The 22,244-nt window shown below is 70.5% G+C and carries 22 protein-coding genes; 12 read left to right on the top strand and 10 right to left on the bottom strand.

Annotated features, from left to right (window positions below; translation table 11 throughout):
* Positions 1-21: 21 nt before the first annotated feature.
* Complete coding sequence (locus tag CCN37_RS00860) at positions 22-681, top strand: response regulator transcription factor (protein ID WP_086818661.1); 660 nt, start codon at positions 22-24, stop codon at positions 679-681.
* Positions 682-703: 22 nt separating this feature from the next.
* Here CCN37_RS00860 and CCN37_RS00855 read toward each other — a convergent pair whose 3' ends face one another.
* The gene (locus tag CCN37_RS00855; protein WP_086818660.1) at positions 704-1,138 is read right to left on the bottom strand and encodes a PPOX class F420-dependent oxidoreductase; all 435 of its coding nucleotides are present in this window, start codon (positions 1,136-1,138) and stop codon (positions 704-706) included.
* Positions 1,139-1,328: 190 nt separating this feature from the next.
* Positions 1,329-1,778, bottom strand: a complete 450-nt coding sequence (locus tag CCN37_RS00850) for a universal stress protein (protein WP_086818659.1) — start codon at positions 1,776-1,778, stop codon at positions 1,329-1,331.
* 405 nt (positions 1,779-2,183) lie between these two features.
* Here CCN37_RS00850 and CCN37_RS00845 point away from each other — a divergent pair, with 405 nt between their 5' ends.
* The 6 genes from CCN37_RS00845 (at position 2,184) to CCN37_RS00820 (ending at position 9,469) form a co-directional block, all read left to right on the top strand.
* Entirely contained in the window at positions 2,184-2,798 is a 615-nt protein-coding gene (locus CCN37_RS00845; RefSeq protein WP_246842742.1) for a hypothetical protein, read from the top strand.
* 36 nt (positions 2,799-2,834) lie between these two features.
* A complete protein-coding gene (locus CCN37_RS00840; protein WP_086818658.1) occupies positions 2,835-4,685 on the top strand; it encodes an Hsp70 family protein in 1,851 nt (616 codons plus the stop codon).
* A gap of 31 nt (positions 4,686-4,716) precedes the next feature.
* Positions 4,717-5,436, top strand: coding sequence for a tRNA (guanosine(46)-N7)-methyltransferase TrmB (gene trmB, locus CCN37_RS00835; RefSeq protein WP_086818743.1), 720 nt, complete (start codon positions 4,717-4,719; stop codon positions 5,434-5,436).
* A 165-nt stretch (positions 5,437-5,601) separates the two neighbouring features.
* Complete coding sequence (locus CCN37_RS00830) at positions 5,602-6,774, top strand: nitric oxide synthase oxygenase (RefSeq protein ID WP_086818657.1); 1,173 nt, start codon at positions 5,602-5,604, stop codon at positions 6,772-6,774.
* A gap of 115 nt (positions 6,775-6,889) precedes the next feature.
* Positions 6,890-8,110 (top strand): VanZ family protein, encoded by a 1,221-nt coding sequence (locus CCN37_RS00825; RefSeq protein ID WP_086818656.1) that lies wholly within the window; start codon positions 6,890-6,892, stop codon positions 8,108-8,110.
* 27 nt (positions 8,111-8,137) lie between these two features.
* Positions 8,138-9,469, top strand: a complete 1,332-nt coding sequence (locus CCN37_RS00820) for an amidohydrolase family protein (protein ID WP_086818655.1) — start codon at positions 8,138-8,140, stop codon at positions 9,467-9,469.
* A gap of 105 nt (positions 9,470-9,574) precedes the next feature.
* On the opposite strand, the gene CCN37_RS00815 is transcribed toward CCN37_RS00820, so the two are convergent.
* Positions 9,575-10,261 carry an SDR family oxidoreductase gene (locus CCN37_RS00815; protein ID WP_086818654.1) on the bottom strand — a complete coding sequence of 229 codons (687 nt, stop codon included), beginning with the start codon at positions 10,259-10,261 and terminating at the stop codon, positions 9,575-9,577.
* A gap of 53 nt (positions 10,262-10,314) precedes the next feature.
* Here CCN37_RS00815 and CCN37_RS00810 point away from each other — a divergent pair, with 53 nt between their 5' ends.
* A complete protein-coding gene (locus CCN37_RS00810) occupies positions 10,315-11,622 on the top strand; it encodes an MFS transporter (protein WP_086818742.1) in 1,308 nt (435 codons plus the stop codon).
* Here CCN37_RS00810 and CCN37_RS00805 read toward each other — a convergent pair.
* Positions 11,601-11,987, bottom strand: a complete 387-nt coding sequence (locus tag CCN37_RS00805; protein WP_086818653.1) for a hypothetical protein — start codon at positions 11,985-11,987, stop codon at positions 11,601-11,603. The genes CCN37_RS00810 and CCN37_RS00805 overlap by 22 nt on opposite strands.
* Before the next feature lie 138 nt (positions 11,988-12,125).
* Between CCN37_RS00805 and CCN37_RS00800 the strand changes: the two genes are divergently transcribed.
* Positions 12,126-12,488 (top strand): hypothetical protein, encoded by a 363-nt coding sequence (locus tag CCN37_RS00800; RefSeq protein WP_086818652.1) that lies wholly within the window; start codon positions 12,126-12,128, stop codon positions 12,486-12,488.
* Between the two features lie 70 nt (positions 12,489-12,558).
* A complete protein-coding gene (locus tag CCN37_RS39565; protein WP_168200469.1) occupies positions 12,559-12,702 on the top strand; it encodes a hypothetical protein in 144 nt (47 codons plus the stop codon).
* A gap of 65 nt (positions 12,703-12,767) precedes the next feature.
* Here CCN37_RS39565 and CCN37_RS00795 read toward each other — a convergent pair whose 3' ends face one another.
* Together CCN37_RS00795 and CCN37_RS00790 are read right to left on the bottom strand one after the other, a co-directional pair.
* Positions 12,768-14,831 (bottom strand): PhoX family phosphatase, encoded by a 2,064-nt coding sequence (locus tag CCN37_RS00795; RefSeq protein ID WP_246842750.1) that lies wholly within the window; start codon positions 14,829-14,831, stop codon positions 12,768-12,770.
* A 138-nt stretch (positions 14,832-14,969) separates the two neighbouring features.
* Complete coding sequence (locus tag CCN37_RS00790; RefSeq protein WP_086818650.1) at positions 14,970-15,413, bottom strand: MarR family winged helix-turn-helix transcriptional regulator; 444 nt, start codon at positions 15,411-15,413, stop codon at positions 14,970-14,972.
* A 220-nt stretch (positions 15,414-15,633) separates the two neighbouring features.
* On the opposite strand from CCN37_RS00790, the gene CCN37_RS00785 reads away from it, so the two are divergent.
* Positions 15,634-16,158 carry an SgcJ/EcaC family oxidoreductase gene (locus tag CCN37_RS00785; protein ID WP_086818649.1) on the top strand — a complete coding sequence of 175 codons (525 nt, stop codon included), beginning with the start codon at positions 15,634-15,636 and terminating at the stop codon, positions 16,156-16,158.
* Here the strand turns inward: CCN37_RS00785 and CCN37_RS00780 are convergent, their stop codons facing one another.
* Genes CCN37_RS00780 through CCN37_RS00765 form a run of 4 tightly spaced genes read right to left on the bottom strand, consistent with a single transcriptional unit; the run spans position 16,159 to position 21,403 of the window.
* Positions 16,159-18,918 carry an FAD-binding and (Fe-S)-binding domain-containing protein gene (locus tag CCN37_RS00780; RefSeq protein WP_246842749.1) on the bottom strand — a complete coding sequence of 920 codons (2,760 nt, stop codon included), beginning with the start codon at positions 18,916-18,918 and terminating at the stop codon, positions 16,159-16,161.
* 46 nt (positions 18,919-18,964) lie between these two features.
* Entirely contained in the window at positions 18,965-19,432 is a 468-nt protein-coding gene (locus tag CCN37_RS00775; RefSeq protein WP_086818648.1) for a hypothetical protein, read from the bottom strand.
* Positions 19,429-20,718 carry a hemolysin family protein gene (locus CCN37_RS00770; protein ID WP_086818647.1) on the bottom strand — a complete coding sequence of 430 codons (1,290 nt, stop codon included), beginning with the start codon at positions 20,716-20,718 and terminating at the stop codon, positions 19,429-19,431. The genes CCN37_RS00775 and CCN37_RS00770 overlap by 4 nt, the downstream gene beginning before the upstream one ends.
* A gap of 7 nt (positions 20,719-20,725) precedes the next feature.
* Positions 20,726-21,403, bottom strand: coding sequence for an AAA family ATPase (locus CCN37_RS00765; RefSeq protein ID WP_143261350.1), 678 nt, complete (start codon positions 21,401-21,403; stop codon positions 20,726-20,728).
* Between the two features lie 106 nt (positions 21,404-21,509).
* Between CCN37_RS00765 and CCN37_RS00760 the strand changes: the two genes are divergently transcribed.
* On the top strand, positions 21,510-22,244 hold a 735-nt coding region (locus CCN37_RS00760), incomplete at its 3' end, for a DNA-processing protein DprA (protein ID WP_143261348.1).

Genomic DNA, 22,244 nt, shown 5'->3' with positions numbered 1-22,244 from the left:
CGGCGCTCTAAGCTCGCCCTCGTGATTCGCGTGATGCTGGTGGACGACCAAGAGCTCATGCGCATGGGGTTCCGCATGGTGCTCGACGCCCAGGAGGACCTGGAGGTCATCGGTGAGGCCGGTGACGGCGACGCCGCCGTGCGGCTGGCCGCCAAGCTCCAGCCCGACGTCGTGCTGATGGACGTCCGGATGCCCCTGCTGGACGGGGTCGAGGCGACGAAGCGGATCACCGGCGACGGCAGCTCCAAGGTGCTCGTGATGACCACCTTCGACCTCGACGAGTACGTGCTGGCCGCGCTGCGCAACGGCGCGAGCGGCTTCCTGCTCAAGGACACCCCGCCCGCCGACCTGGTCTCGGCGCTGCGCGCGGTGGCCAGCGGGGACGCGGTCGTCTCCCCCAGCGTGACCCGCCGCCTGCTGGAGCGCTTCCTCGGCGCGCCGGAGTCCGGGCAGCTGCGCGACGCCGCCGTGCTGGAGGTGCTGACCGAGCGCGAGCGCGAAGTGCTGGTGCTGGTGGCCAAGGGCATGTCCAACGCCGAGATCGCGAAGACGCTGTTCCTGTCCGAGGCCACCGTGAAGACCCACGTCGGCCGCATCCTGTCCAAACTCGACCTGCGCGACCGCGTGCAGGCCGTCGTGCTCGCCTACGAGACCGGCCTGGTCCGCCCCGGCGACGCCTGAGTTCCGCGGTCGCCGGGCGTCGTCAGCCTGCGACGTTGCGGGCGCCGATGACGCGGTCGATCCGCATTCGGACGAGGAGTTCGCCGGGCACGGCGTTGCGCTTGCCGTACTGCTCGGCCTTGTCCTCGCCCATGTAGCGCGCGGCGATGACGGTTCCCCAGCGCAGCAACGATTCCGGGTCCTCGCTGGTGCTCGCGGTCCCGACGAGCGTGACGAAGTCGAACGGCGGGCGCTCGTCGTCGAAGCAGATCGCGATCCGGCCGTCCCTGGCGATCGCCTTGCCCTTCACGGTGTCCTTGCCGGTCATGAAGACCAGCTCGTCCCCGTCGACGGCGACCCACACGGGCACGACGTGCGGCGAGCCGTCCTTGCGCACCACCGCGAGCTTGCCGGTCCGCGCGGGCAGCGCGCCGACGAACTCCTTCCACCAGCCTTCATCAGGCTTCGTGTAACCCATGCCCCTGACCCTATGGCGGTTGCCGTACTCCTACGAGCTGAGGCAGATGCCAGACCCCAGGCGGACGCGGTGGGCGCGGGCAGTGGCGATGGTGGAGCCTGACGCACGCGGTGCGCCGTTCAGCGGACACACCGATGCCGAGGTCCGGGCTGCCTTCGGGGGCCGGCCCGGCCCTCGGCCGGCGGCTCCCTCACGGATCGGGGCGCACCACCAGCACGGGGCACTTGGCGCCCCGGACGCACTGGTCGGCGACCGGGCCGGCTGAGCGCCCGCCGCTGTGGCTGATGACCAGCAGTTCGGCCGCCTCCGACATCACCAGCAGCGCCTCGGGCGAGCGGACGTGCACCACGTGCACGTGGATCTCCAGGTTCTGGTTCTCCCCGAGCTGCTGCCGCGCGAGCTTGTCGGTGACCTCGGCGAGCCAGGTCTCGTACTCCGACAGCGCGGGCACCGATCCGGGAGGACAGCTGGGTGGGCGCGGCGTTGCGCGCAACGTCCACTCACGGACCACGTGCAGCGCGCAGCCCCGTCGGTTGGCTTCCTCGATGGCCGTGCGCAGTGCACGGGCGGACTTCAGCCCGTCGACTCCCACCACGACGCCACCGACTATCCGCGGCAGTTCCACCGTGCGAGTTCCCATCGACTCAGAAAAGACCAACCCCGGGGTGTTGTCGAGACCACACGCGGGTTGCGCTGAACGTGTGGATCGCGTCAAGACCTCGTGAACCGGCGCACAAGCGCGTGACACTGGTTCGAGATCGGATTCTTATGGAGCTGAGCTGCACAAACGGCTCGTTCGGCGCTACGGGCGGGGCGGTGTTTGCCGGTCGGGATACGCCGGATGAGCGAAGGCGAAAGTGATCTCCACGCGGTAGTTTCGAGAACACAGCGCGATCGTCAGCGACGGGTTGTCACGCGGTCGCCGATTGCGCAGACCCATTGCGCAGACCCGATGCGTGAGGCGCACCGGGCCACCCCACGAGCGGCACCTCGACGGCCGGCAACGGCGCCCGCGTCGCGGTCACGCAGAAGAACCGGTGCACCCATGACCGAACCGCTTCTGAACGCGCACGACGCAGTCCGCACCCCGCGCCCGGGCATGCCGGAGCAACGGCGCATGGTGATCGGCAGACAGCCCCCGTCCGGGCTCTCCGGCATGCGGGTCTCCTCGGTGCTGGGCCTGGAGTGGTCCATGGCCCTGTCCCGCAGCGGCGCCGCCGAACTCTCCCGCAGCCCCGCCGACAGCCGCAGGGCCTGGATACACCGCGCTCCCGAGCGCCAGGTGCTCACCCTCTACCGCGAGGTCGTCGTGGTGTCCCCGGGCGCGGCGGCCCCGTGGTGGCTGCGCGCGGTGCGCCGGGGCGACCTGTTGCACCGCGAGGCCGGGTTCACGCTGGAGGACGGGGTGCACGAACTGCTCTCCGGCCGCGCGGGATGGGCTTACGTGCCGTGGGTGAACGAGGGCGAGGACGGCTACTGGGAGTACGAGCCCTCCGACAGCGGCGTCTACCAACCGATCACCGTGCGGCTCACCGACCGGCACCGCGGTTGGGTGGACGTGCTGCCCGCCCAGGTCAACGCCAACGACATCGTCCAGCCGGTCGCGCTGGCCGGTCCCTTCGACCTGCGCGCACGGATCTCGGAGTTCGAGAGCTGGTAGTTCGAGAGCTGGTGGGTCGCCGGGTACGGTCGCCGGGTGCGCGAGCTCTCGGTCGACTTCGGCACCTCCAACACGGTCGCCGCGGTGCGGACCGCGCCGGGCCTGCCGCCCCGGCTGCTGGCGGTCGACGGCTGGCCGGTGCTGCCCTCCGCTGTGTGGCTCGCCCCGGACGGACAGCTGGTGGTGGGCCGCGACGCCGAGCGGCAGGCCCGACTGGACCCCAGTCGCTACGAGCCGAACCCGAAGCGCCGCATCGACGACGTCGAGGTGCTGTTGGGTGACCGGGTCATCCCCGTCGTCGAGCTGATCGCCGCGGTGCTGCGCCGGGTCGCTGACGAGGCCCGGAGGCAGCTCGGCGGAGAGCCGGACCGGGTCGTGCTGACCCACCCCGCCGACTGGCGGCTGATCCGCTGCAACACGCTGCGCGCGGCCGCGCGAGCCGCGGGCTGGTCGGTCCCGGTGCAGTTGCTGGCCGAGCCGGTCGCCGCCGCGGCGCACTTCGCGGAGAACGGAGCGGTCGTCGCGCCGGGCCAGGCGCTGGTGGTCTACGACCTCGGCGGCGGCACCACGGACACCGCGGTGGTGCAGCGGATCGGGCACGACGACTGGCAGGTGCTCGCCGAGGCCGGGCTGTCCGACGTGGGCGGGACCGACTTCGACCAGGCGCTGACCGAGCACGTTCGCGCGACCGTGGACCGCGACCATCCACTGTGGACAGAGATCCGGCGTCCGGGGACCGCGGCCGCCCGCCGAGCCGCGCGCACCCTCGCCGACGACATCCGCGCGGGCAAGGAAGCGCTGTCCCGCTACCCGCAGACCGACATCCCGCTGCCCGATCCGCTCCCGGACGCGCACGTCACGCGCGCTGAGCTGGAAGCGTTGGTGCGCCCCGGGATCGAGCGCACGGTGTCCATGCTGAGCGGCACGATCGCCTCCTCCGGGCTCGACCGCTCGCGCTTCGCCGGGATCTACCTGGTCGGCGGCGGGACGCGGATGCCGTTGGTGGCTCAGGTGATCAACGACCGGCTCGGCGTGCTGCCGGTCGCGGTGGAGTCACCGGAGAGCACGGTGGTCGTCGGCGCGCTGTCGATTCCGCCGATGCAGGACGCGACCGACCCGCAGGAGCGCTACCCGCACCAGCACGGGCACCCGGGCTACGTCGGTCACCACGCCCAGCCCCTTCCGCCGACGGCACCCGTTCCGGTTCCCGCTCCGGCGCTGGGCATGTCCATGCCGCCGCCCGGCCAGTCCACGGTTCCCAAGCGCAACCGGGGCAAGCTGGTCGGCATCGGGATGGGCGTGCTCGGCCTCGGCGCGCTGGCCGTCGTGGCGGTGCTGATGATCGTCAACGGCGGCCGGGGCACCGTGCCCAGCGATCCGGGCGACCCCGGCACGCCTCCCAGGTCCTCCTCGGCGGCGCAGAACGTGCCGGCCGGGGACAAGGACGCGCCCTTCGGCACGGACGCTGAACTGCGGGAGTTCGCGGGCAAGGCCGTCGACCGCGCGCAGAGCTGCAAGAAGTACTCCTCCCCCGCGGTCGACCTGGTGCTCAGGGCGCGGACGCAGGTGCAGTGCGAGTACAAGGTGGCCGGGCAGGACCGCCCGATGTTCGCGAGCTTCTTCGCCACCGAGACCGCGGGCGCGTGCACGACGTTCGCCAGCAGCTTCGCGATCGCGGCGCAGCCGGGCGGCGAGGGGCAGTGGAGCGGGGCGGGGCGCTCGGGGACCTGGCGCGACTACACGGTCGCGGCGGTGCGGGCGTCGACGACGATCTACCTGGACTCCGGCGGCAAGCTCTGCGGCGTCGTCGAGTCGGAGGAGGGCTCGGGCGTGGCCGCCGACGCCGTGCACCGCTTCTGGGAGACGCAGGTCAAGCCCGGCGTCTGAGCTGCTCGGGGGAAATGACAGCATCGTGGGCGTGACCTCCAGCGAGCAGCGTCCGTCGCACTGGCGGACGATCGTGAGTTACGTCCAGCGCGGCGAGCGGCAGACGGTCGGCCAGGACAGGGCGTGGAACCAGTACTGGGCCGACCTCGGCAAGCACGTCGAAGAGCTGCCCGAGGGGCCGCTGGACTTCGACGCGTGGTTCGGCAGGAGCGCGCCCGTGCTGCTGGAGATCGGCTCCGGCATGGGCGAGGCCACCTCGCTGCTCGCGCGGGACGCCCCGGAGATCAACTACGTCGCGGCCGAGGTCTACAAGCCCGGGCTGTCCCAACTGATGCTGCGGGCCGAGGAGTACGACCTCAAGAACCTGCGGCTGCTGCGCGGGGACGCGGTGCGGTTGCTGCACGACCACGTCGCGCCGGACTCGCTGCACGGCGTGCGGCTGTTCTTCCCGGACCCGTGGCCGAAGAAGAAGCACCACAAGCGCCGCATCGTGCAGCCGGAGTTCGTCGCGCTCGTCGCCTCGCGGCTCGCGCCCGGCGGGGTGTTCCACATGGCCACCGACTGGCAGCACTACGCCGACCAGATGCTGGAGGTGTGCTCGGCCGAGCCGTCGCTGCGCAACCAGCACGACGGCTGGGCGCCCCGTCCGGACTTCCGGCCGGTGACCAAGTTCGAGCAGCGCGCCCGGGTCGAGGGACGGATCTCCAGGGATCTTTTCTTCGAACGCGTTCACGTTTCCGCAGAGGCGTGAAGTGCCATCGCATATCACCCTGACGGGTAGTCAAGACTCTTGTTGATCATGCCGAATGCGCACGCTGCGTTGCGCTGACCACGATCGAGTGGGAAGCCTTGACCTGCGACTTTGCCCCATCTGGTAGTGACGAGTCACGGGCGATTCCGAGTACGGTTCCCGCCCGTGACCGCACTCCGTGACGAGCTGATCACCCTCTCGACGGGTTCGCGGAACCCGTCCGGGCGGATCACCGACATCGCCGCCGCCGAAGAGTTCCTGCGCATGTTCCACGACTCGCACTCCGACGCGGGTCCGCTCGGCAAGCGCCTGACACAGGTCCGCGCGGAGATCGAGAAGACGGGCACGTACCGGCACACACCGGCGGAGCTGGCCTACGGCGCGCGCGTCGCGCTGCGCGACAGCGGCTGGTGCACCAGCGGGCTGCCCTGGCGGCGGCTCAAGGTCAGGGACCTGCGGGGCGTGCGCAAGACGGCGGCGGTCGCCGCGGAGTGCTTCGAGCACCTGCGCCTGGCCACCGCCAACGGCAAGGTGCACCCGCTGATCACCGTGTTCGCGCCGGACACGCCGGACCGGCCGGGGCCGTGCATCTGGAACGAGCAGCTCGTCCGCTACGCGGGTCACCGCGACAAGAACGGGCGCGTCACCGGCGACCCGCGCTACGCCGACTTCACCGAGGCCGTCGTGCGGATGGGCTGGCAGCCGCCGGATCAGCGCGGCCGGTTCGACCCGCTGCCGCTGGTGGTGGAGACCTACGACGAGGGGCCGCACTGCTTCTCCGTGCCCGCCGACGTGGTGCGCGAGGTGGAGCTGACCCACCCCGAGCTGCCGTGGTTCGGCGAGCTGGGGCTGCGCTGGCACGCCGTCCCGGTGATCGCCAACATGCGGCTGCACATCGGCGGCGTCGACTACCCGGCCGCGCCGGTCAACAGCTGGTTCGTCGGCGCGGACATCGGCACCAGGAGCCTGGCCGACGAGGGCGGCTACGGCGTGGCCCGCGACGTGGCCGACCGGCTCGGGCTGGACACCTCCAGCGAGCGGACGCTGTGGCGGGACCGAGCGGTGGTCGAGCTGAACCGCGCGGTGCTGCACTCCTTCGACAGCGCGGGCATGACGATCACCGACCACCACGCCGAGGCGCAACACCGGCTGGCCTGGCTGCGCAACCGGCAGCGCACGCGCGGCAACCGGCCGTGCTTCCGCGTCGACCCGGACACCGCGCAGCGGGCGAGGCAGGGCGCTCCGGAGAAGTTCCCTGCCGGGTCGATGGAGGCCACCGAACCGCAGCACGGCAGTCGGCTCGCCGCGCTGCTGCGCCAGCGGCTGGGCAGTTCCTGAGGGTTACAACGGTTTACGGGGGTCCCCGACGGGGTCATTCCTGGCCGAAAAGCGGGGGTGCGCCAGCCATCCGGATGATGAGCGCTCTCCCGCCCGCCCCGGAGAATGGTCAGCCGTGTCCCCCTTGTACTTGCAGAGCATTCAGACCGGGTTGCTGTACTTCCTGGTCGCCGGTGTCGCACTGCTGATCCCGGTCGTCGCCTTCCACTACTTCAGGTTCGGCCGGGTGGAGCCGCGCCGCTCCTTCGTGCTCTACGCGGCGCTGCTCTACGCGCTCGTCGTGCTGGCGCTGGTGTTCATGCCGTTCCCGCCGGTCGCCAGCGTGTGCAAGCAGGGGCTCCAGACCACGCAGTGGGTTCCGTTCCAGTTCATCGCCGACATCCAGGCGGAGATGACCAAGCGGAACCTCAGCGGCTTCGGCTCCGCGATCACCAGCAAGTCGATGCTGTCCTTCGCGTTCAACGTCGCGCTGTTCGTGCCGCTGGGCGTGTTGCTGCGCAAGGCGTACGGGCTGAAGTTGCAGTGGGTGGTGGTCGCCGGCTTCCTCGCCTCGCTGGCCTTGGAGATCATCCAGGTGACCGGCAACCTCGGCATCTACCCGTGCCCGTACCGGCTCCTCGACGTGGACGACCTGATGGCGAACACGCTGGGCACCGCCCTCGGCGGGCTGATCGCCCCCGCCGCGCTGATCGTGCCGAAGGTGTTGCCCGCCAACGAGGTCCGCGCTCAGCTGGACGCGGTCGGGCTGCCGCGGCAGATCGTGGCCTACGGCCTGGACATGTTCCTGTTCGGCCTCGGGCTGATCATCTCGCGGCTCGGCCTGGACGGCTCCGCGGCGAACTCGCTGTGGGCGATGCTGGCGATCTTCGTGGTGATCCGGATCGCGTGCCCGCTGCTCACCGACGGGTACACGCCCGCGGGCAAGCTGCTGAAGTTCAAGGTGCGCACCGTCGACGGCGGTCCGCCCGGTCTGGCCAAGCTGGTCGTGCGCGAGGTGTTCGGGCCGTTCGGCATGCTCGTGTTGCTGGTCACGGTGGTGATGACCTTCGGGCCGACCGTGCTCGAGGTGATGGACCGCTTCGCCATCGCGCCGACCTACGGCCTCACCCGCAACGAGCTGGTGCTCAGCGTGGCGCTCGCCGGAACGCTCGCCTTCGTGTTCTTCCTGCTCACGCCGGTGTTCCGGAAGGACCAGCGCGCGTGGCACGACCAGGTCGCCGGGCTGCGCTGCGTGCTGGACAACCCGCGCCCCGAGCCCACGACGCACGCCGACGTGGAGGAGGCCATCGAGGAGCTGACCGCCGCGCGGCCGGTGGAGGGGGCGAAGGCGGAGTAGCCGGGGGCGGCCTGGCAGTATCCGTCCATGTCGGTATCGCTGCGCCTGAAGGCCCCCGTCGTCCTGCCCTGTGACCCCGCCTGTTCCGTGCTGCGGGACGCCGTCGTCGACGTCGACGCGGACGGCCGGATCGTCCACTGTGGACCGTCGGCGGCCGCGCCGGAGCTGCCCGAGGGCGCTCAGCTGCGCGAGCTGACCGGAATCCTGGTGCCGGGCCTGGTGAACACGCACGCGCACACGCCGATGATGCCGTTGCGCGGGCTCGGCGGGGACCTGCCGCTGATGCGCTGGCTGACCGAGGCGATCTGGCCGTCCGAGGCCAAGATGATCGACCGCGACTCCTACGACGGCATGCTGCTCGGCTCGGTGGAGATGCTGCGCGCGGGCGTCACCACCAGTGTGGAGATGTTCTTCCACGGCGAGCACATGGCGCAGGCGGTGCTCGACACCGGCGGCCGCGTGCTGCTCACGCCGGGCATCCTGTCCGCGCCCGGGTTGGAGCGGCTCGGCACCTGGCAGCAGCTCGCCGAGGAGACCACGCGGTGGATCGACACCGACGGCCTGCGCTTCGGCCCCGGTGAGCGGATCGAGCTCGGCTACGGCCCGCACTCCGCCTACACGCTGCCGCCCGAGGCCATTGCGGAGATCTCCCAGCTGGCCCGCGACCGCGGTGCGCTGATGCACATCCACGTCGCGGAAACCCTTGCGGAGGACGAGAAGCAGCGCTCGGAGCACGGTTCAGTGCCGCAGCTGCTGGAGAAGATCGGTGCGCTCGGCGGCCGGGTGCTCGCCGCGCACGCCGTGCACCTCTCCGACTCCGACATCGAGATCTTCCAGCGCTACGACGTCGCCGTCGCGCACTGCCCGAACTCCAACGCCAAGCTCGCGTCGGGCACCGCTCGGCTGCTGGACCTGTTGGGCGCCAACGTCCGCGTCGGCCTCGGCACGGACGGCCCCGCGAGCAACGACGACCTCGACGTGTGGGACGAGGTCCGCCTCGCCGCCCTGCTCGCCCGCCTCGACCGGGGTGACGCCGCCGCGCTGACCGCTCCGCGCGCGCTGCTGCTCGCCACCCGCGACGGCGCCGCCTCCATCGGCCGCTCCGACATCGGCTCGCTGGAGCCCGGCCGCTGGGCCGACGTCGTGCACGTCGACGTCGACAGCCCCGCCTTCCCGCGCGGCACCGACGCCCCCGACGTGCAGCTGCTGTCCAACCTCGTGTGGTCCGCCGCGGCCAGCCAGGTCACCGACGTATGGGTCGCCGGCCAGCACGTCATCGCCGACCACGAGCCCACCCGCGTCGACCGCGCCAAGGCCCAGGCCGAAGTCCGCCGCATCGCCGACCGCATCTCCAGCTGACGCCGTTTCACCTGAATGACTCGTTCATGTGGTTGAACGTGCTGAACGAGTCATTCAGGTGGTTGAGCCACCTGAGTGAGTCGTTCAGCACGTAAGCGGCTGGGGTTAGAGGCGGGTGTCGGGGCGGACCACCAGGTCGGTGAGGTGGGCGTCGCGGGGTGCGGTGATGGCCATGAAGACCGCGCCGGCGACGGATTGGGGCTGGAGGTACTTGTCGGGCTCGTAGGCGCCGCCCTCGGCCTCGCGCACGCCGCGCTGCATGTCGGTGGCGGTGCGGCCGGGGTGCACGGAGGTCACGCGCAGCGAGGGCTCCTCGCCGCGCAGGCCGTCGGCGAACGCCCGGAGCGCGAACTTGCTCGCGGCGTAGGCGGTCCAGCCGGGGTTCACGCGCAGCCCGGCGCCGGAGTTGATCAGGATCACGTGGCCCTCTGCGGAGCGCAGCGCGGGCAGCAGGAGCCGGGTCAGCTCGGCGACGGCGATGACGTTGACCTCCATGGTCCTGCGCCAGGTGGCCACGTTCGTCTCCGCGACGGTGCCCAGCGAGGACACACCGGCGCTGTGCACGAGCACGTCCAGGCGCGAGATGCCGGAGGTGGCCGCCGCGAGCGCCGCCGAGTCGGTCAGCTCGACGGGCCACGGCCGGGCGTCGGGCAGCGAGCGCGCGAACTGGTGCAGCGCCTCCAGGTCCCGCCCGCCGAGCAGCAGGTGGTGGCTGGGCGCGAGCAGCTCGGCGACGCGGCGGCCGATCCCCCTGGTCGCCCCGGTCACCAGTGCAACAGGTCGTGAGTCCATGCGCTGACCCTACGGGGGTTGACGGATCGGCCGTGCTGACCTGGGATGTCGCGATGGACACCGATGTTCTCCGGGCCAGGGTGATGCGCAAGGTCGCGCTGCGGCTGGTGCCCTTCCTCGGGCTGCTGTACTTCATCAACTACCTGGACCGGGTGAACATCGGCTTCGCCGGGCCGAACGGGATGACCAAGGAGCTCGGGCTCACCGCGACCGCGTTCGGCCTGGCCTCCGGGGTGTTCTTCATCGGCTACCTGCTGCTGGAGGTGCCGAGCAACCTCGCGCTGCACCGCTTCGGCGCGCGCAGGTGGATCGCGCGGATCATGGCCAGCTGGGGCGTGATCGCCACCGTGATGGCGTTCATCCCCAACGAGACCACGTTGCTGGTGCTGCGCTTCCTGCTCGGCGTGGCCGAGGCGGGCTTCTTCCCCGGCATCATCCTGTACCTGACGTACTGGTTCCCCGCCTCCGAGCGGGCCCGCGTGGTCGCGCTGTTCATGGCCGCCGTGCCGATCTCCAGCGCGATCGGCGCCACCGTGTCGAGCCTGCTGATCAGCTACGGCGACGGGATCTTCGGCCTGACCGGCTGGCGGTTCATGTTCCTCGCCGAGGGCCTTCCCGCGCTGCTGCTGGCCGTGGTGACCTGGTACTACCTCACCGATCGGCCGAGCGATGCGAAGTGGCTGACGGAGCAGGAGCGCGACTGGCTGTCCTCCACGCTGGCCGCCGAGGAGAAGGCCACTCAGGACGCGCACGCGGGGTGGACCCTGAAGAAGGCGTTGACCAGCCCGCGCATCCTCGCGCTCGCGGTGGTCTACGGCGGCATCGTGTACGGCCTGTACGCGTTGAGCTTCTTCCTGCCGACCATCATCGCGGGCTTCGAGCAGCAGTTCGGCACGACCTACGGCGTCGTCGAGCGCGGCCTGATCAACAGCGTCCCGTACGCGGTCGCGGCCGTGGTGATGGTGTTCTGGGCCAAGCACGGCGACCGCACCGGGGAGCGGACCTGGCACGTGGCCCTGCCCGCGCTCGTCGGCGGGCTGGCCATCCCGATCGCGCTCTACCTCGGCAACCCGGTCGCCGCGATGATCGCTGTGACGGTGTGCGCGGTCGGCGTGTGCTCGGCGATGCCCACGTTCTGGGCGCTGCCGACGACATTCCTGTCCGGAGTCGCGGCGGCCGGGGCCATCGGGCTGATCAACTCGCTCGGCAACCTCTCCGGCTTCGCCGCGCCGTACATCACCGGAGCGCTCGCGGACCTCACCGGCACGCAGCGCGCGGGCATGTGGGTGGTCGGCGGCGCCATGGTGCTCTCCGCCGTGGTCGTGCTCCTGCTGAGGCGTCAGCGACCCAGCCGCACGTAGCGGAAGTGGTGGCTGGTCGCGGGCAGCCACATCAGCACGCCCGCGGTTCCCGTTCCCACTCCGAACAGCACGGTGACAACCACTTCGGCGGGTGCGAGCACCCCTGACGACAGCCCGTTCCCGAAGCCGATGAACAGCGGGAACATGACGAGGGTGAGCACGTAGCGAGCGCCGCGGAACGCCGCGCGCAGGTTCACCGCGCCCAGGAACAACCACACGCCCAGGCCGAGCCACATACCGGCGCGGTAGGACGAGGTGGCCATGCTCAGCGCGCCGAGCAGGAATGCCGCGCCCGCGAGCGCGAGCCAGAGGCGCACCGACACCTTGAGGCTGACCGGGGGCGCCGGAAGGTCGTTGTTCTGCACGCCGCGGACGCTAGGAGGAGTGGCCGGGACCGGTCCCACGAACGGGTGCGGACGTTGTCAAGATCAGCGAAATGATTGAGGCACCGCAACTCCATCGACTATCCACAAAGGACACACAAACCTGTTGGGGGATGTTCGATGTTGAAGCGAATCGGAGCCGCACTCCTGGTGAGCGCCGCCGCCGCGACCATGACCACGCTGACCGCCGCGCCCGCATCGGCGGCGGAGGAGGTGCGCTCGCACTGCGGCCACGGGGTCTGCGTCGCGGTCAGGATCGACTACCGGTGGTCGCGCTACGCCAGGGTCGTCGACATGACGGTGTCCACGGTGAACAAGAAGCCCGCGAAGCTGCACGGCTTCATCGCGGACTGGAGCCGCTGGGCGGACAACAAGCACAACCAGTTCTGGAGCGTCGGCCAGGACTTCGACCGCAGCACCTGGGCCTGCGGCGAGGCGTGGGTCGGTGACCACATGATCGACCGCCCCTGCGTGCGGATCTGACCGGGGCAGACCAGACGGTGACTGCGACAGCGCCGTTCGCACCGCCCCGTCCGTCGACTGCTCGCCGGACGTGGTCCCGTACGTCAGGGGCATCCGCGCGCGGATGGAGGGCGGCCGCGCCGCCGATCTGCACGGCTTCATGAAGGACTGGGACGGGTGGCGTCGTGACAGCGTCGACCAGCACATGATCAGCCGTCCCCGCATCCAGGTCTGACGCGCTGCAACGAGAGGGGCACCCTCCACTGTGGAGGGTGCCCCTTCTCTTGCGCAGCAGGAAGGTCAGCGACCGATGCGGCCGCCGTCCTTCTTGAACACCGCGACGACCGACGGGCGCGGCTGGCTGGTGCCGCCGTCCGGCCAGTGCGAAGCGGGCTTCTCGACGGTGGCGCCGTCGAGCTCGCCGGGGTGCTGCACGGACACGAGCACGTGCCGCTCGGTGATGATCGGGCCGCAGCACTCCGCGCCGATCGGCACCGTCAGGAACTGCTTGACGTGACCGCGCTCCTTGCCCTCCAGGGGCAGCGCGAACAGGCCGTCGTTCTTGTCCAGCGCGTTGCCGTCGGTGGAGACCCAGAGGTTGCCGTACGGGTCGAAGGCCACGTTGTCCGGACAGGAGATGGGGCTGACCTTGGACTTGTCGAAGCCGCCGTAGTAGGTGTCGGCCGCCTTCGGGTCACCGCAGACCAGCAGCAGGTTCCAGGAGAAGCGCGTCGCGGTGTTGTCGCGGCGGTCCTCCTCGATCTCCAGCACCTGGCCGTTCTTGTTGCTGTGCCTGGGGTTGACCTCGGTGGCGGCTTCCTTGCCCGCAGGGCCGCGCTCGCTGTTGTTGGTCAGCGCCGCGTAGATGCGACCGGTCTTCAGGCTCGGCTCGACGTCCTCGGGGCGGTCCATCTTGGTGGCACCGACCTTGTCGGCCGCGATGCGCGCGAAGACGTAGACCTCTTCGGCGGTCATTCCCGGCACGAACGACTTGTCGTTGTGCGCCAACGGAATCCACTCGCCACGGCCGTCGAACTTGCCGTCGGAGGGCAGCTTGCCGGAGCCGTCGATCTCGGCGGCGGGGCTGTTGCCGGTGAACTTGGCGGCGTAGAGCGTGCCGGTGTCCAGCAGCGTCTTGTTGTGCGCGCGGGCCCGCTTGCTGTGGCCCTTCATGAACTTGCCGTCGGAGACGAACTTGTACATGTACTCGAAGCGCTCGTCGTCGCCCATGTACGCGACCACGCGGCCGTCGCGGTTGACGATGACGTTGGCGCCCTCGTGCTTGAACCGGCCGAGCGCGGTGCGCTTGATCGGCGGCTGGTCCGGCTCGAACGGGTCGATCTCCACGATCCAGCCGAACCGGTTCGGCTCGTTGACCTGCTTGGCGAGGTCGAAGCGCGAGTCGAAGCGCTCCCACTTGCGCGTGGTGACCTTGTTGGTGACGCCGTAGCGCTTCATCTGCTCGAGCGTCTTCGGGTCGGTCACCTTGTCGGCGTTGCCGAAGTAGCCGTGGATGTTCTCCTCGCCGGAGAGGATGGTCCCCCACGGGGTGAGGCCGCCGGAGCAGTTGTTCATGGTGCCGAAGACCTTGCGCCCGGTCGGGTCGGCCGGGGTCTTGAGGTACTTCGAGCCCGCTGCCGGGCCGCGCACCTCAAAGGCCGTGGTCATGGTGATCCGGCGGTTGTACTTCGGGTCGAGCTTGACCTCCAGCCGGTTGGTGCGGCGGTTGCGCTCGACCCGCACGACGGAGTGCCCGTGCGCCTCCCAGGCGGTCCTGGTCTGCTGCTCGGTGGGGTTGTTGGGGTCCCAGCCGCGGAACATGTACTGCTCGCTGGAGTACTCGTGGCTGCTGACCATGAACCACTTGTCGTTCTCGCCGGGGATCGGCACGAGCGCGCAGTAGTCGTTGTTGAAGCCCCACTGCTTGGCCTGGGCCTCGGGCGACTGCTTGTCGATGTCCCACTTCGGGGCGCCGGGGATGACCGGGTCGCCCCAGCGGATCAGGACCTGCTGCTCGTAGCCCTCCGGCACGACAACGGCGTCCAGCTCGTTGGGCTGGACCGGCTTGAAGTTCAGCCCGGCGACGCGGCGGCCCAGCTGGACCTCCAGATCCACGTCGATGTCGACGTCGATGCCGGGGGCGGCCGCCGCGGTGCCCGCGAGGGCGGCCGTGCCCGCCGTGGTCAGCGCGAGCGCGGCGCCCGCCTTCAGCGCGCCCCTGCGGGAGAGCGCCTTGCGGGCCACATCGGCGAAGTACTCGTTCTCGGAGACGTTGGGCGCGTCGTGTGCGCACTGGTTGTTGCAGCGGTACTCACAGGTCACCGCTGCCCGGCTGCCCAGGTGGGGGAGCAGCATGGGGAGCATTCGCCGGCCGTCGCGTTCTACCGACACGCGGACCTCCATATCGTCAGCTGGGGAACGCGGTGACGTTAAGCCCGATGAGCGTGCGATGAAAGACCTCTGAGTGAACTCTTCACCAACTGGCCCTGCGTGGTCGAATCGTTACGACCTGTCCAGGTCACGGGGTGGCTGGACCACGAGCCGGTAGAGCGCGGGGAGCGCAGCGTTGATCTTGGTCAGATCCTCTTGGTCCAGTGCGGACAGCCGCTCGGCGAAGAACCGCTCCCGAGCCGCGGTCAGCTCGTCGGAGAGCCGCTGACCGGCCGGGGTGATGTTGACCGTGGTGACCCTGCCGTCCTCGGAATCGCGCTCGCGTTCCACCAGTCCCATGCGTTCGAGGCGGCCGACCAGTTCGGTCATCGACGGCAGCCGGACGCCCTCCTGCTCGGCGAGCGCGCTCATCCGGTACGGGCGGCGGGAGAGCATCCCGAGCACGGAGCTCTGGGTCAGGCTGAGCGATTCCTGCGGTGTCTGCCTGCGCACGACCGAGTACAGCCGGAACACCAGGGGGCGCAGTGCGCGCGCCAGTTCTGCGGCGGAAGTCACTTAGATATCCTAACCAGTTATCTTAGGGTCCCTAAGTAATCTGAGTCACGCCGGATGTGTCCGGTTGGGGAGATTTAGGGGACTTTTCTGTCCACCTTCCCATGATCAATACCCTCGGTTATAAAGCCGTGTCATCAAGGTCCTTCTGGCGGCCGTATCGGCGCAGATGAAGAGGCGCACAGTAGGCGCTAGTACTCCTTTAGCGTGAAAGGTACTTACTGTGCGTAGTGGACAATTCGGGCGTTTCCGCCTCGCCGCCGGTGCCGTCGTCCTGACCGCCGTCACCGTTGTCGCCGGTACCGGTGCCAGTGCTTTCTCAAGCCCGTCCGCTCCGGCGGAAACCGGCGCGAGCAGCACCGAGGCCCGGTTACTGCCCACCGCTCGCGAGATTCGCGCGCAGTTCGACAGCTGGAACCACGATCTCGTTTCCGGTGACGTGAACAAGGTCGTCCGGCACTACGCGCACGACGCGGTGCTGCTGCCGACGCTGTCCAACAAGGTGCGGACCACCCACGAGGGCATCAAGGACTACTTCGTCGAGTTCATGGCGAAGAAGCCCACCGGCAAGATCCTCGAGACCCACGTCGTCCTGCAGAGCGACCACTCCGCCGTCGACGCCGGTGTCTACCGGTTCACCTTCGGCGACGGAACCTTCACCGACGCGCGCTTCACCTTCGTCTACGAGAAGCGGCACGGTCACTGGATGATCATCAACCACCACTCCTCGAAGATGCCCCAGGGCTGATCAGGGCTTCAGCGCGCGGCGGAGCACCTGGGCCAGGTGCTCCGCCCGCCTCGGCGTCCCCTGCGCCACCTGCGTGCGGCAGGAGAAGCCGTCCGCGATGATCGCGGTGTCCGCGCTCGCCGCACGCGCCTTCGGGTACAGCTCCCGCTCCGCGCACTCCTGCGCGACCTCCCAGTGCCCCGGCTCGAAGCCGAAGTTCCCCGCGAGGCCGCAGCAGCCCGCGCCGATCCGGTCCACGTCCACGCCCAGCTCACGCAGCACGGACAGCTCCGCGCCGTAGCCGCCGCCGGACTCCTGGTGGCAGTGCACCTGCACCACCGCGTCGGAGTCCAAGCGCGTGAACGGCGAAGGACCTTCATGTGCCGCAACGATTTCGCCGAGCGTGCGCACGCGCGTCTTCAGCAGCTCAGCGGTGGGATCGCCCGGCAGCAGCTCGCTCGCGTCGTCACGGAGCACCTGCGTGCACGACGGTTCGAGGCCGACCACGACGCTGCCCGCGCGCAGCTGCGATTCCAAGGCGCGCAAGGACTTCCGCAACACACGCCGCGCCACGCCGAGCTGGCCGGTGGAGTGCCACGTCAGACCGCAGCACACCGGGCCCTCGGGTAGCTCGACGCGATAGCCGAGCGCCTCAAGCACTTCCACCGCCGCGCGCCCCGCAGTGGGGTCGAGCAGGTTGGTGAACGTGTCCGGCCACAGCACGACGGTTCCCGCGCTGCCAGGAGCGGGCGGGCGACCGCGCATCCACCCGCGAAGCGTCTTGCGGGCGAAGCGGATCATCTTGCGGCGCGGTTCGAGCCCGGCCAGCCGCAACACCGCCTTCCCGCCGATCGCGTTGGCCAGGCCGGGCGCCACGGACGCCAGCCGAGCCCACAACGGCAGCCAGCCCAGCGCGTAGTGCGCGCGCGGGCGGAGACGGCCCTTGTAGTGGTTGTGCAGGAACTCCGCCTTGTAGGTCGCCATGTCCACGTTGACCGGGCACGCGGTCTTGCACGCCTTGCAGGACAGGCACAGGTCGAGTGCGTCGCGGACGGCCTCCGACCTCCAGCCGTCGGCGATGAACTCGCCGCGCAACATCTCCGATAGCACGCGCGAGCGTCCCCGCGTTGAGTGCACCTCGTCGCCGGTGACCTGGAAAGACGGGCACATCGTGCCGCTGGACTGGCGGCAGCTGCCCACGCCGAGGCAGCGCCGGACCGCGCCCGCGAACGAGCCGCCGTCGTGGCTGAGCGCGTGCACCGGGGTCAGTTCGAGCCGGTTGTGCCCAGGACCGGGGCGGATGTCGGCGTCCAGCGGCTTCGGGTCGACCAGCAGCCCGGGGTTGAGCGCGCCGGTCGGGTCGAAGGCGCCCTTGAACGCGGCGAAGGAGTCGATCACTCGCTGCGAGTACATCCTCGGCAGCAGCTCCGACCGCGCCCGCCCGTCCCCGTGCTCGCCGGAGAACGACCCGCCGTGCGCCGCGACGAGGTCTGCGGCGCGCTCGATGAACTCGCGGTACTCCCCGATCCCCCGCGCGGTGGTCAGGTCCCAGCCGACGCGCAGGTGCAGGCAGCCCTCGCCGAAGTGCCCGTACGCGATTCCCTTGCGCCCCATGGCATCCATCAGCCCGTGCAGCTCGCGCAGGTAGTCGGCCAGGCGCTCCGGCGGCACCGCCGAGTCCTCCCAGCCGGGCCACGCCTCGCCCCCGTCCGCCATCCGAGTGGCCAGTCCGGCGCCGTCGCGGCGGATCTTCCACAGCGCGGCGGTCTCGGTGGCGTCGGTGACCACCTTGCCGCCGAGTTCTGCCGCGCGCGCAAGGGCTTCGTCGATCGTCTCGCCCGGGACCTCGCAGTACACCCACGCCTCGCCGGGCGGGAGGAGATCGGCCAGCGCCGAGCCGCCCGGCCTGCTGCGCAGCGCTGCGATCAGGTGCGCGTCCATGCCCTCGGCGGTCAGCACACCCGTCCGCGCGAGCGCGGGAGCTGCCGAAGCCGCCTGGTAGACGTCGTCAAACCCTTGCACCACAAGGACTTTCGCCTTCGGTAGCTGAGCGAGCCGGACGGTCGCGCCGAGCACCACGCCGCAGGTTCCCTCGGAGCCGACGAGCGCGCGGGCGACGTCGAAACCGTTCTCCGGCAACAACGACGCCAGCCCGTAGCCGGAGACCTGGCGCGAGAAGCGGCCCAGCTCGGTGCGGAACTCGGCGAGGTGGTCGGCGGTGAGCGCGCGCAACCGCTCGTCGATCGCCGCGTCACCGCTGGAGCCCGCGCGCGCCGTGACCGTCCTGCCGTCCGCCAGCAGCACGTCGAGGTCGACCACGTTGTCCGCCGTCGTGCCCCAGGCGACGGAGTGCGGTCCGCACGCGTTGTTGCCGATCATCCCGCCGAGCGTGCAGCGGGACAGCGTCGACGGGTCGGGGCCGAAGGTGAGGCCGTGCCGCGCGCTCGCCGAGAGCAGCTTGCCCAGCACGAGTCCGGGCTCCACCACGGCGGTCCGCGCGTCCGGGGCGAGCGAGCGCAGCCGGTTGAGGTGGCGGGAGAAATCGATCACTAAGCCGTTGCCGATGGAGTTGCCCGCGATCGAGGTTCCGCCGCCGCGACAGGTGACCGGGACTCCGTGTTCGACTGCGACCCGCACTGCGCGCACGACCTCGTCCCGGTTGCGCGGCTCCACCACGGCGGCGGGAACAGCACGGTAGATCGAGGCGTCCGAGGTGTAGGCGGCGCGCGTGGAGTCGTCAACCCGCGCCGCGTACGGCAGCTCGGATGTCAACTGCCGCACGAAGTCCTGTTGCCTGCTCACCTGCGCATTGTGCAGTCCGTGGCCGTCAAGCCTGCGCTAGCGCGGTGTCCCGGTCGGGGCAATCACTGGCCGTCCACGTCGCGGAGAGGTCCTTCGCGATCACCGCGAGGGAGCCCGCCTGGCACGCGATCTCGTGGCTGCACCCGTGCGCGTGCGGCAGCAGCTCGTCCAGCAGCAGCGGGCCGTAGCGGCTCCACTCAGGCGACTCCAGCATGAAGCCGGACACGCCGTAGTAGCGCAACAGCAGGTTCTCCACGTGCTGCCCGCAGCGGTGCCGGAACCGCAGCTCCAGCGTCACTTCGGTCTCGGTGCTGTCGAAGTCCACCCGGCTGAGCACCATGTCCTTGACGCAGCGCGGACCGTCGAGGTCGTAGTGCCCCGGCGACTCCGCGAACGCGCGAGCGCCCGCGGGCAGCGCGCCTGCGAGTTGCGGGAGCTGGGCGAGGTAGCCCGAGGGGTCCAGCCCCGTGCCGCTCGCGATCACGAACCTCATGAACCCGTTGCCTCTCGTTTCTTCCGCGGCCGCAGCCGCACTCCGGTGATCGCGTGGTGCTCGGTCGCGGTGACCTCGGCCGACCACTCGGCGAAGTCCACCCGGTCACCCGGCCGCTGCGGGATGCGGCCGAGCCGGGTGAGCAGCATCCCGGCGATGGTCGTGTAGTCCCCGTTCGGCGCGTCCGCGATGTCCACGCCGAGGTCGACCAGGTCGTGCACGGGGAAGGTGCCCGGCAGCTCCATGCTGCCGTCGTCCTGGGTGCGCACCGAGAGGATGTCCCGGTCAGCCTCGTCGTAGATCTCGCCGACGATCTCTTCGAGCAGGTCCTCCAGCGTCACGATGCCGTCCGCGGCGCCGTGCTCGTCGACGACGACGGCGAACTGCTGGCGCTCGGCCTTGAACCTGCGCAGCGCGTCGGAGACCCGCACCGAGTCGGGGAAGACGGTCGCCGGTCGCGCCACCTCAGCCACGGTCCCGGTCCCGGAGAGCAGTTCGCGCAGGTGCACGACGCCGATCATGTCGTCCAGGTCGCTGCCCCTGACCACCGGTGCGCGGGAGTGCCCGGAGGCCGCCAGCTCCGCGCGGGCCTGCTCGACCGGGGTGTCGGCCTCCAGGGTGAACACCGAGCGGCGCGGCCGGAGCACGTGCCGCAGCAGCCGCTCGTGGATCTCCAGGCCGCCGATGATGATCATGCGCTGCTCGGCGTTGAGACCGCGGTGCCCGGCGACCAGCTCGCGCAGCTCCTCCGGGCTCAGCTGCTCCTGGTCGGCCTTGGGGTCGCCGCCGAAGAGCCGCACCACCACGTCGGTGGACTTGCTCAGCAGCCACACCGCCGGGCGGGAGATCTTCGACAGCGTGTCCAGCGGCCGGGCCACCAGCAGCGCCCAGCGCTCGGCGTGCTGCATCGCCAGCTTCTTCGGCGCCAGCTCACCGACCACCAGCGTGAAGTAGGTCAGCACCAGGGTGACCGCCGCGATCGCGACGCTCTCCGCCGCCGCGCCGAAGAAGGCGAAGGCCGGGACCAGCGGCCGGGCCAGCGAGACCGCCGCCGTCGCCGAGGCCAGCGCTCCGGCCAGGTTGATGCCGATCTGGATGGTGGCGAGGAAGCGCGTGGGGTCCTTGGCCAGCCGCACCAGGGTCCGCGCCGCCTTGCCGCCGTCGCGCTCCAGGCGGCGCAACTGCCCTTCCCGCAAGGAGATCAACGCGATCTCGCTGCCCGCGAAGATCGCGTTCACCACCATCAGCAGCACGATCAGCGCGATGGTGAAGCCATATCCGTCCATTGTGGACTCAGCCCGCCCTGTTCCCGGTCCAGCGCCGGATCACCGGGCTGTCCGGATCGGTGTTGTCGATCACGATGTCGGCCTGTTCCGACGGGCGGGCGCTGTTCCAGTACAGCTCGTGCGCGGGCCGGTAGCGCACCGCGTAGCGCTCCCTGACCCGCTCCTCCGTCCCGAAGATCTCGGTGTCGCGCTCGACCGCGCGGCGCATCTGCTCCTCCTCGTGGACCTCCACGAAGATCCGCACGTCCCAGCAGTCCCGCAGCTCCTCGCGCAACAGGAACACCCCGTCCACCAGCACGATCGCGTCCCGGGCCGCCGTGCGCCTGGCATCGCTGCGACTGGTGTTGGTGAGGTGGTCCCACACGGTCGTGCGGTACCCGAGATCTCCTTGTGGGCCAAGCGGTTCCAGCACTTCGCGGCGCAGGGCGGGCACGTCGAAGGCGTCCATGAAGTAGCCCTCGGCGGACAGCGGTCCCCGGCGCAGCCGCTCCTCGGCAGGGCGGTGGAAGTCGTCGGCGGAGATCCGCAGCGCGCGCCCGCCGAGCGCCTCCCCCAGCTCGTCGGCCAGCGTCGTCTTGCCCGCCGCGTCCGGCCCGTCGACGGCCACGCGAACCGGGCGCGCGAGATCGATGCGGGTCAGCCATTCGACGAGTCGGCCGACCACCTCCGGCCGTGATGCGCTCATGCGCCAAGCCTGCCAGACCCGCCCCCGTGCCCCGTGTACCTCGGGCACCGCGTGGGCGTGATGTACGACTTGACGGATTCGAACACATGTTCGATATGCTGTCGGTGTGACGGTGGACGTGCGGGCCCAGGCCGCGTTCCTGCTCGCCCTGCGGGGTGGGGAGTCGCTGGACGCGGTCGAGCGAGAGGTCCTCGCCTGGCGGCGCGAGGGCATCGGCCTGGTCACCGTCGAGGACCCGGAGTACCCGTCCTGGCTGCGCGCCCAGCCCGACGCGCCGCCGTTCCTGACCTACCGCGGCGTGCTCGAAGCCCGGGATGCGCGATCTGTTGCCGTGGTGGGCAGCCGTCGTCCCTCCAAGCGCGGGATCGCCCGAGCCTGGGACATTGCGCTGGTGCTCGCCGAGGCCGGGTGGACCGTGGTCAGCGGCCTCGCCTCGGGGACCGATGCGGCCGTGCACCGCCGGGTGCTGGCCGCCGGAGCGCGGACCGTGGCCTTCGTGGGGACCGGCCTGCGGCACTGCTACCCGCTGGAGAACTCCCCGTTGGAGGCCGAGATCGCCCGGCGCGGCGCCGTGGTCTCGCAGTTCCTGCCCGACACCCCGCCCGCACGGCACCAGTTCCCCAAGCGCTGCGCGCTGATGAGCGAGTCCTGCGCGGCGGTCGTCGTGGTCGACGCCGAGGAGTACTGCGAGGCTCGGGTGCTCGCCCAGTTGGCGCTGTCCTCGGGACGACCGGTCTTCTTCGCCCACGACGTGCTCGCGTGTCGCTGGGCCGAGGAGATGGCGGCCCAACCCGGCGTCACCGTGCTCTCCCGCCCCCACCAGGTCCCCGACGCCCTCAAC

Source organism: Allokutzneria sp. NRRL B-24872 (assembly GCF_002155965.1).
In the GTDB taxonomy this organism is placed as follows: Bacteria; Actinomycetota; Actinomycetes; order Mycobacteriales; family Pseudonocardiaceae; genus Allokutzneria.
The sequence above is the reverse complement of the archived record's forward strand: the minus strand, read 5'-3'. Positions and strand labels throughout refer to the sequence as shown.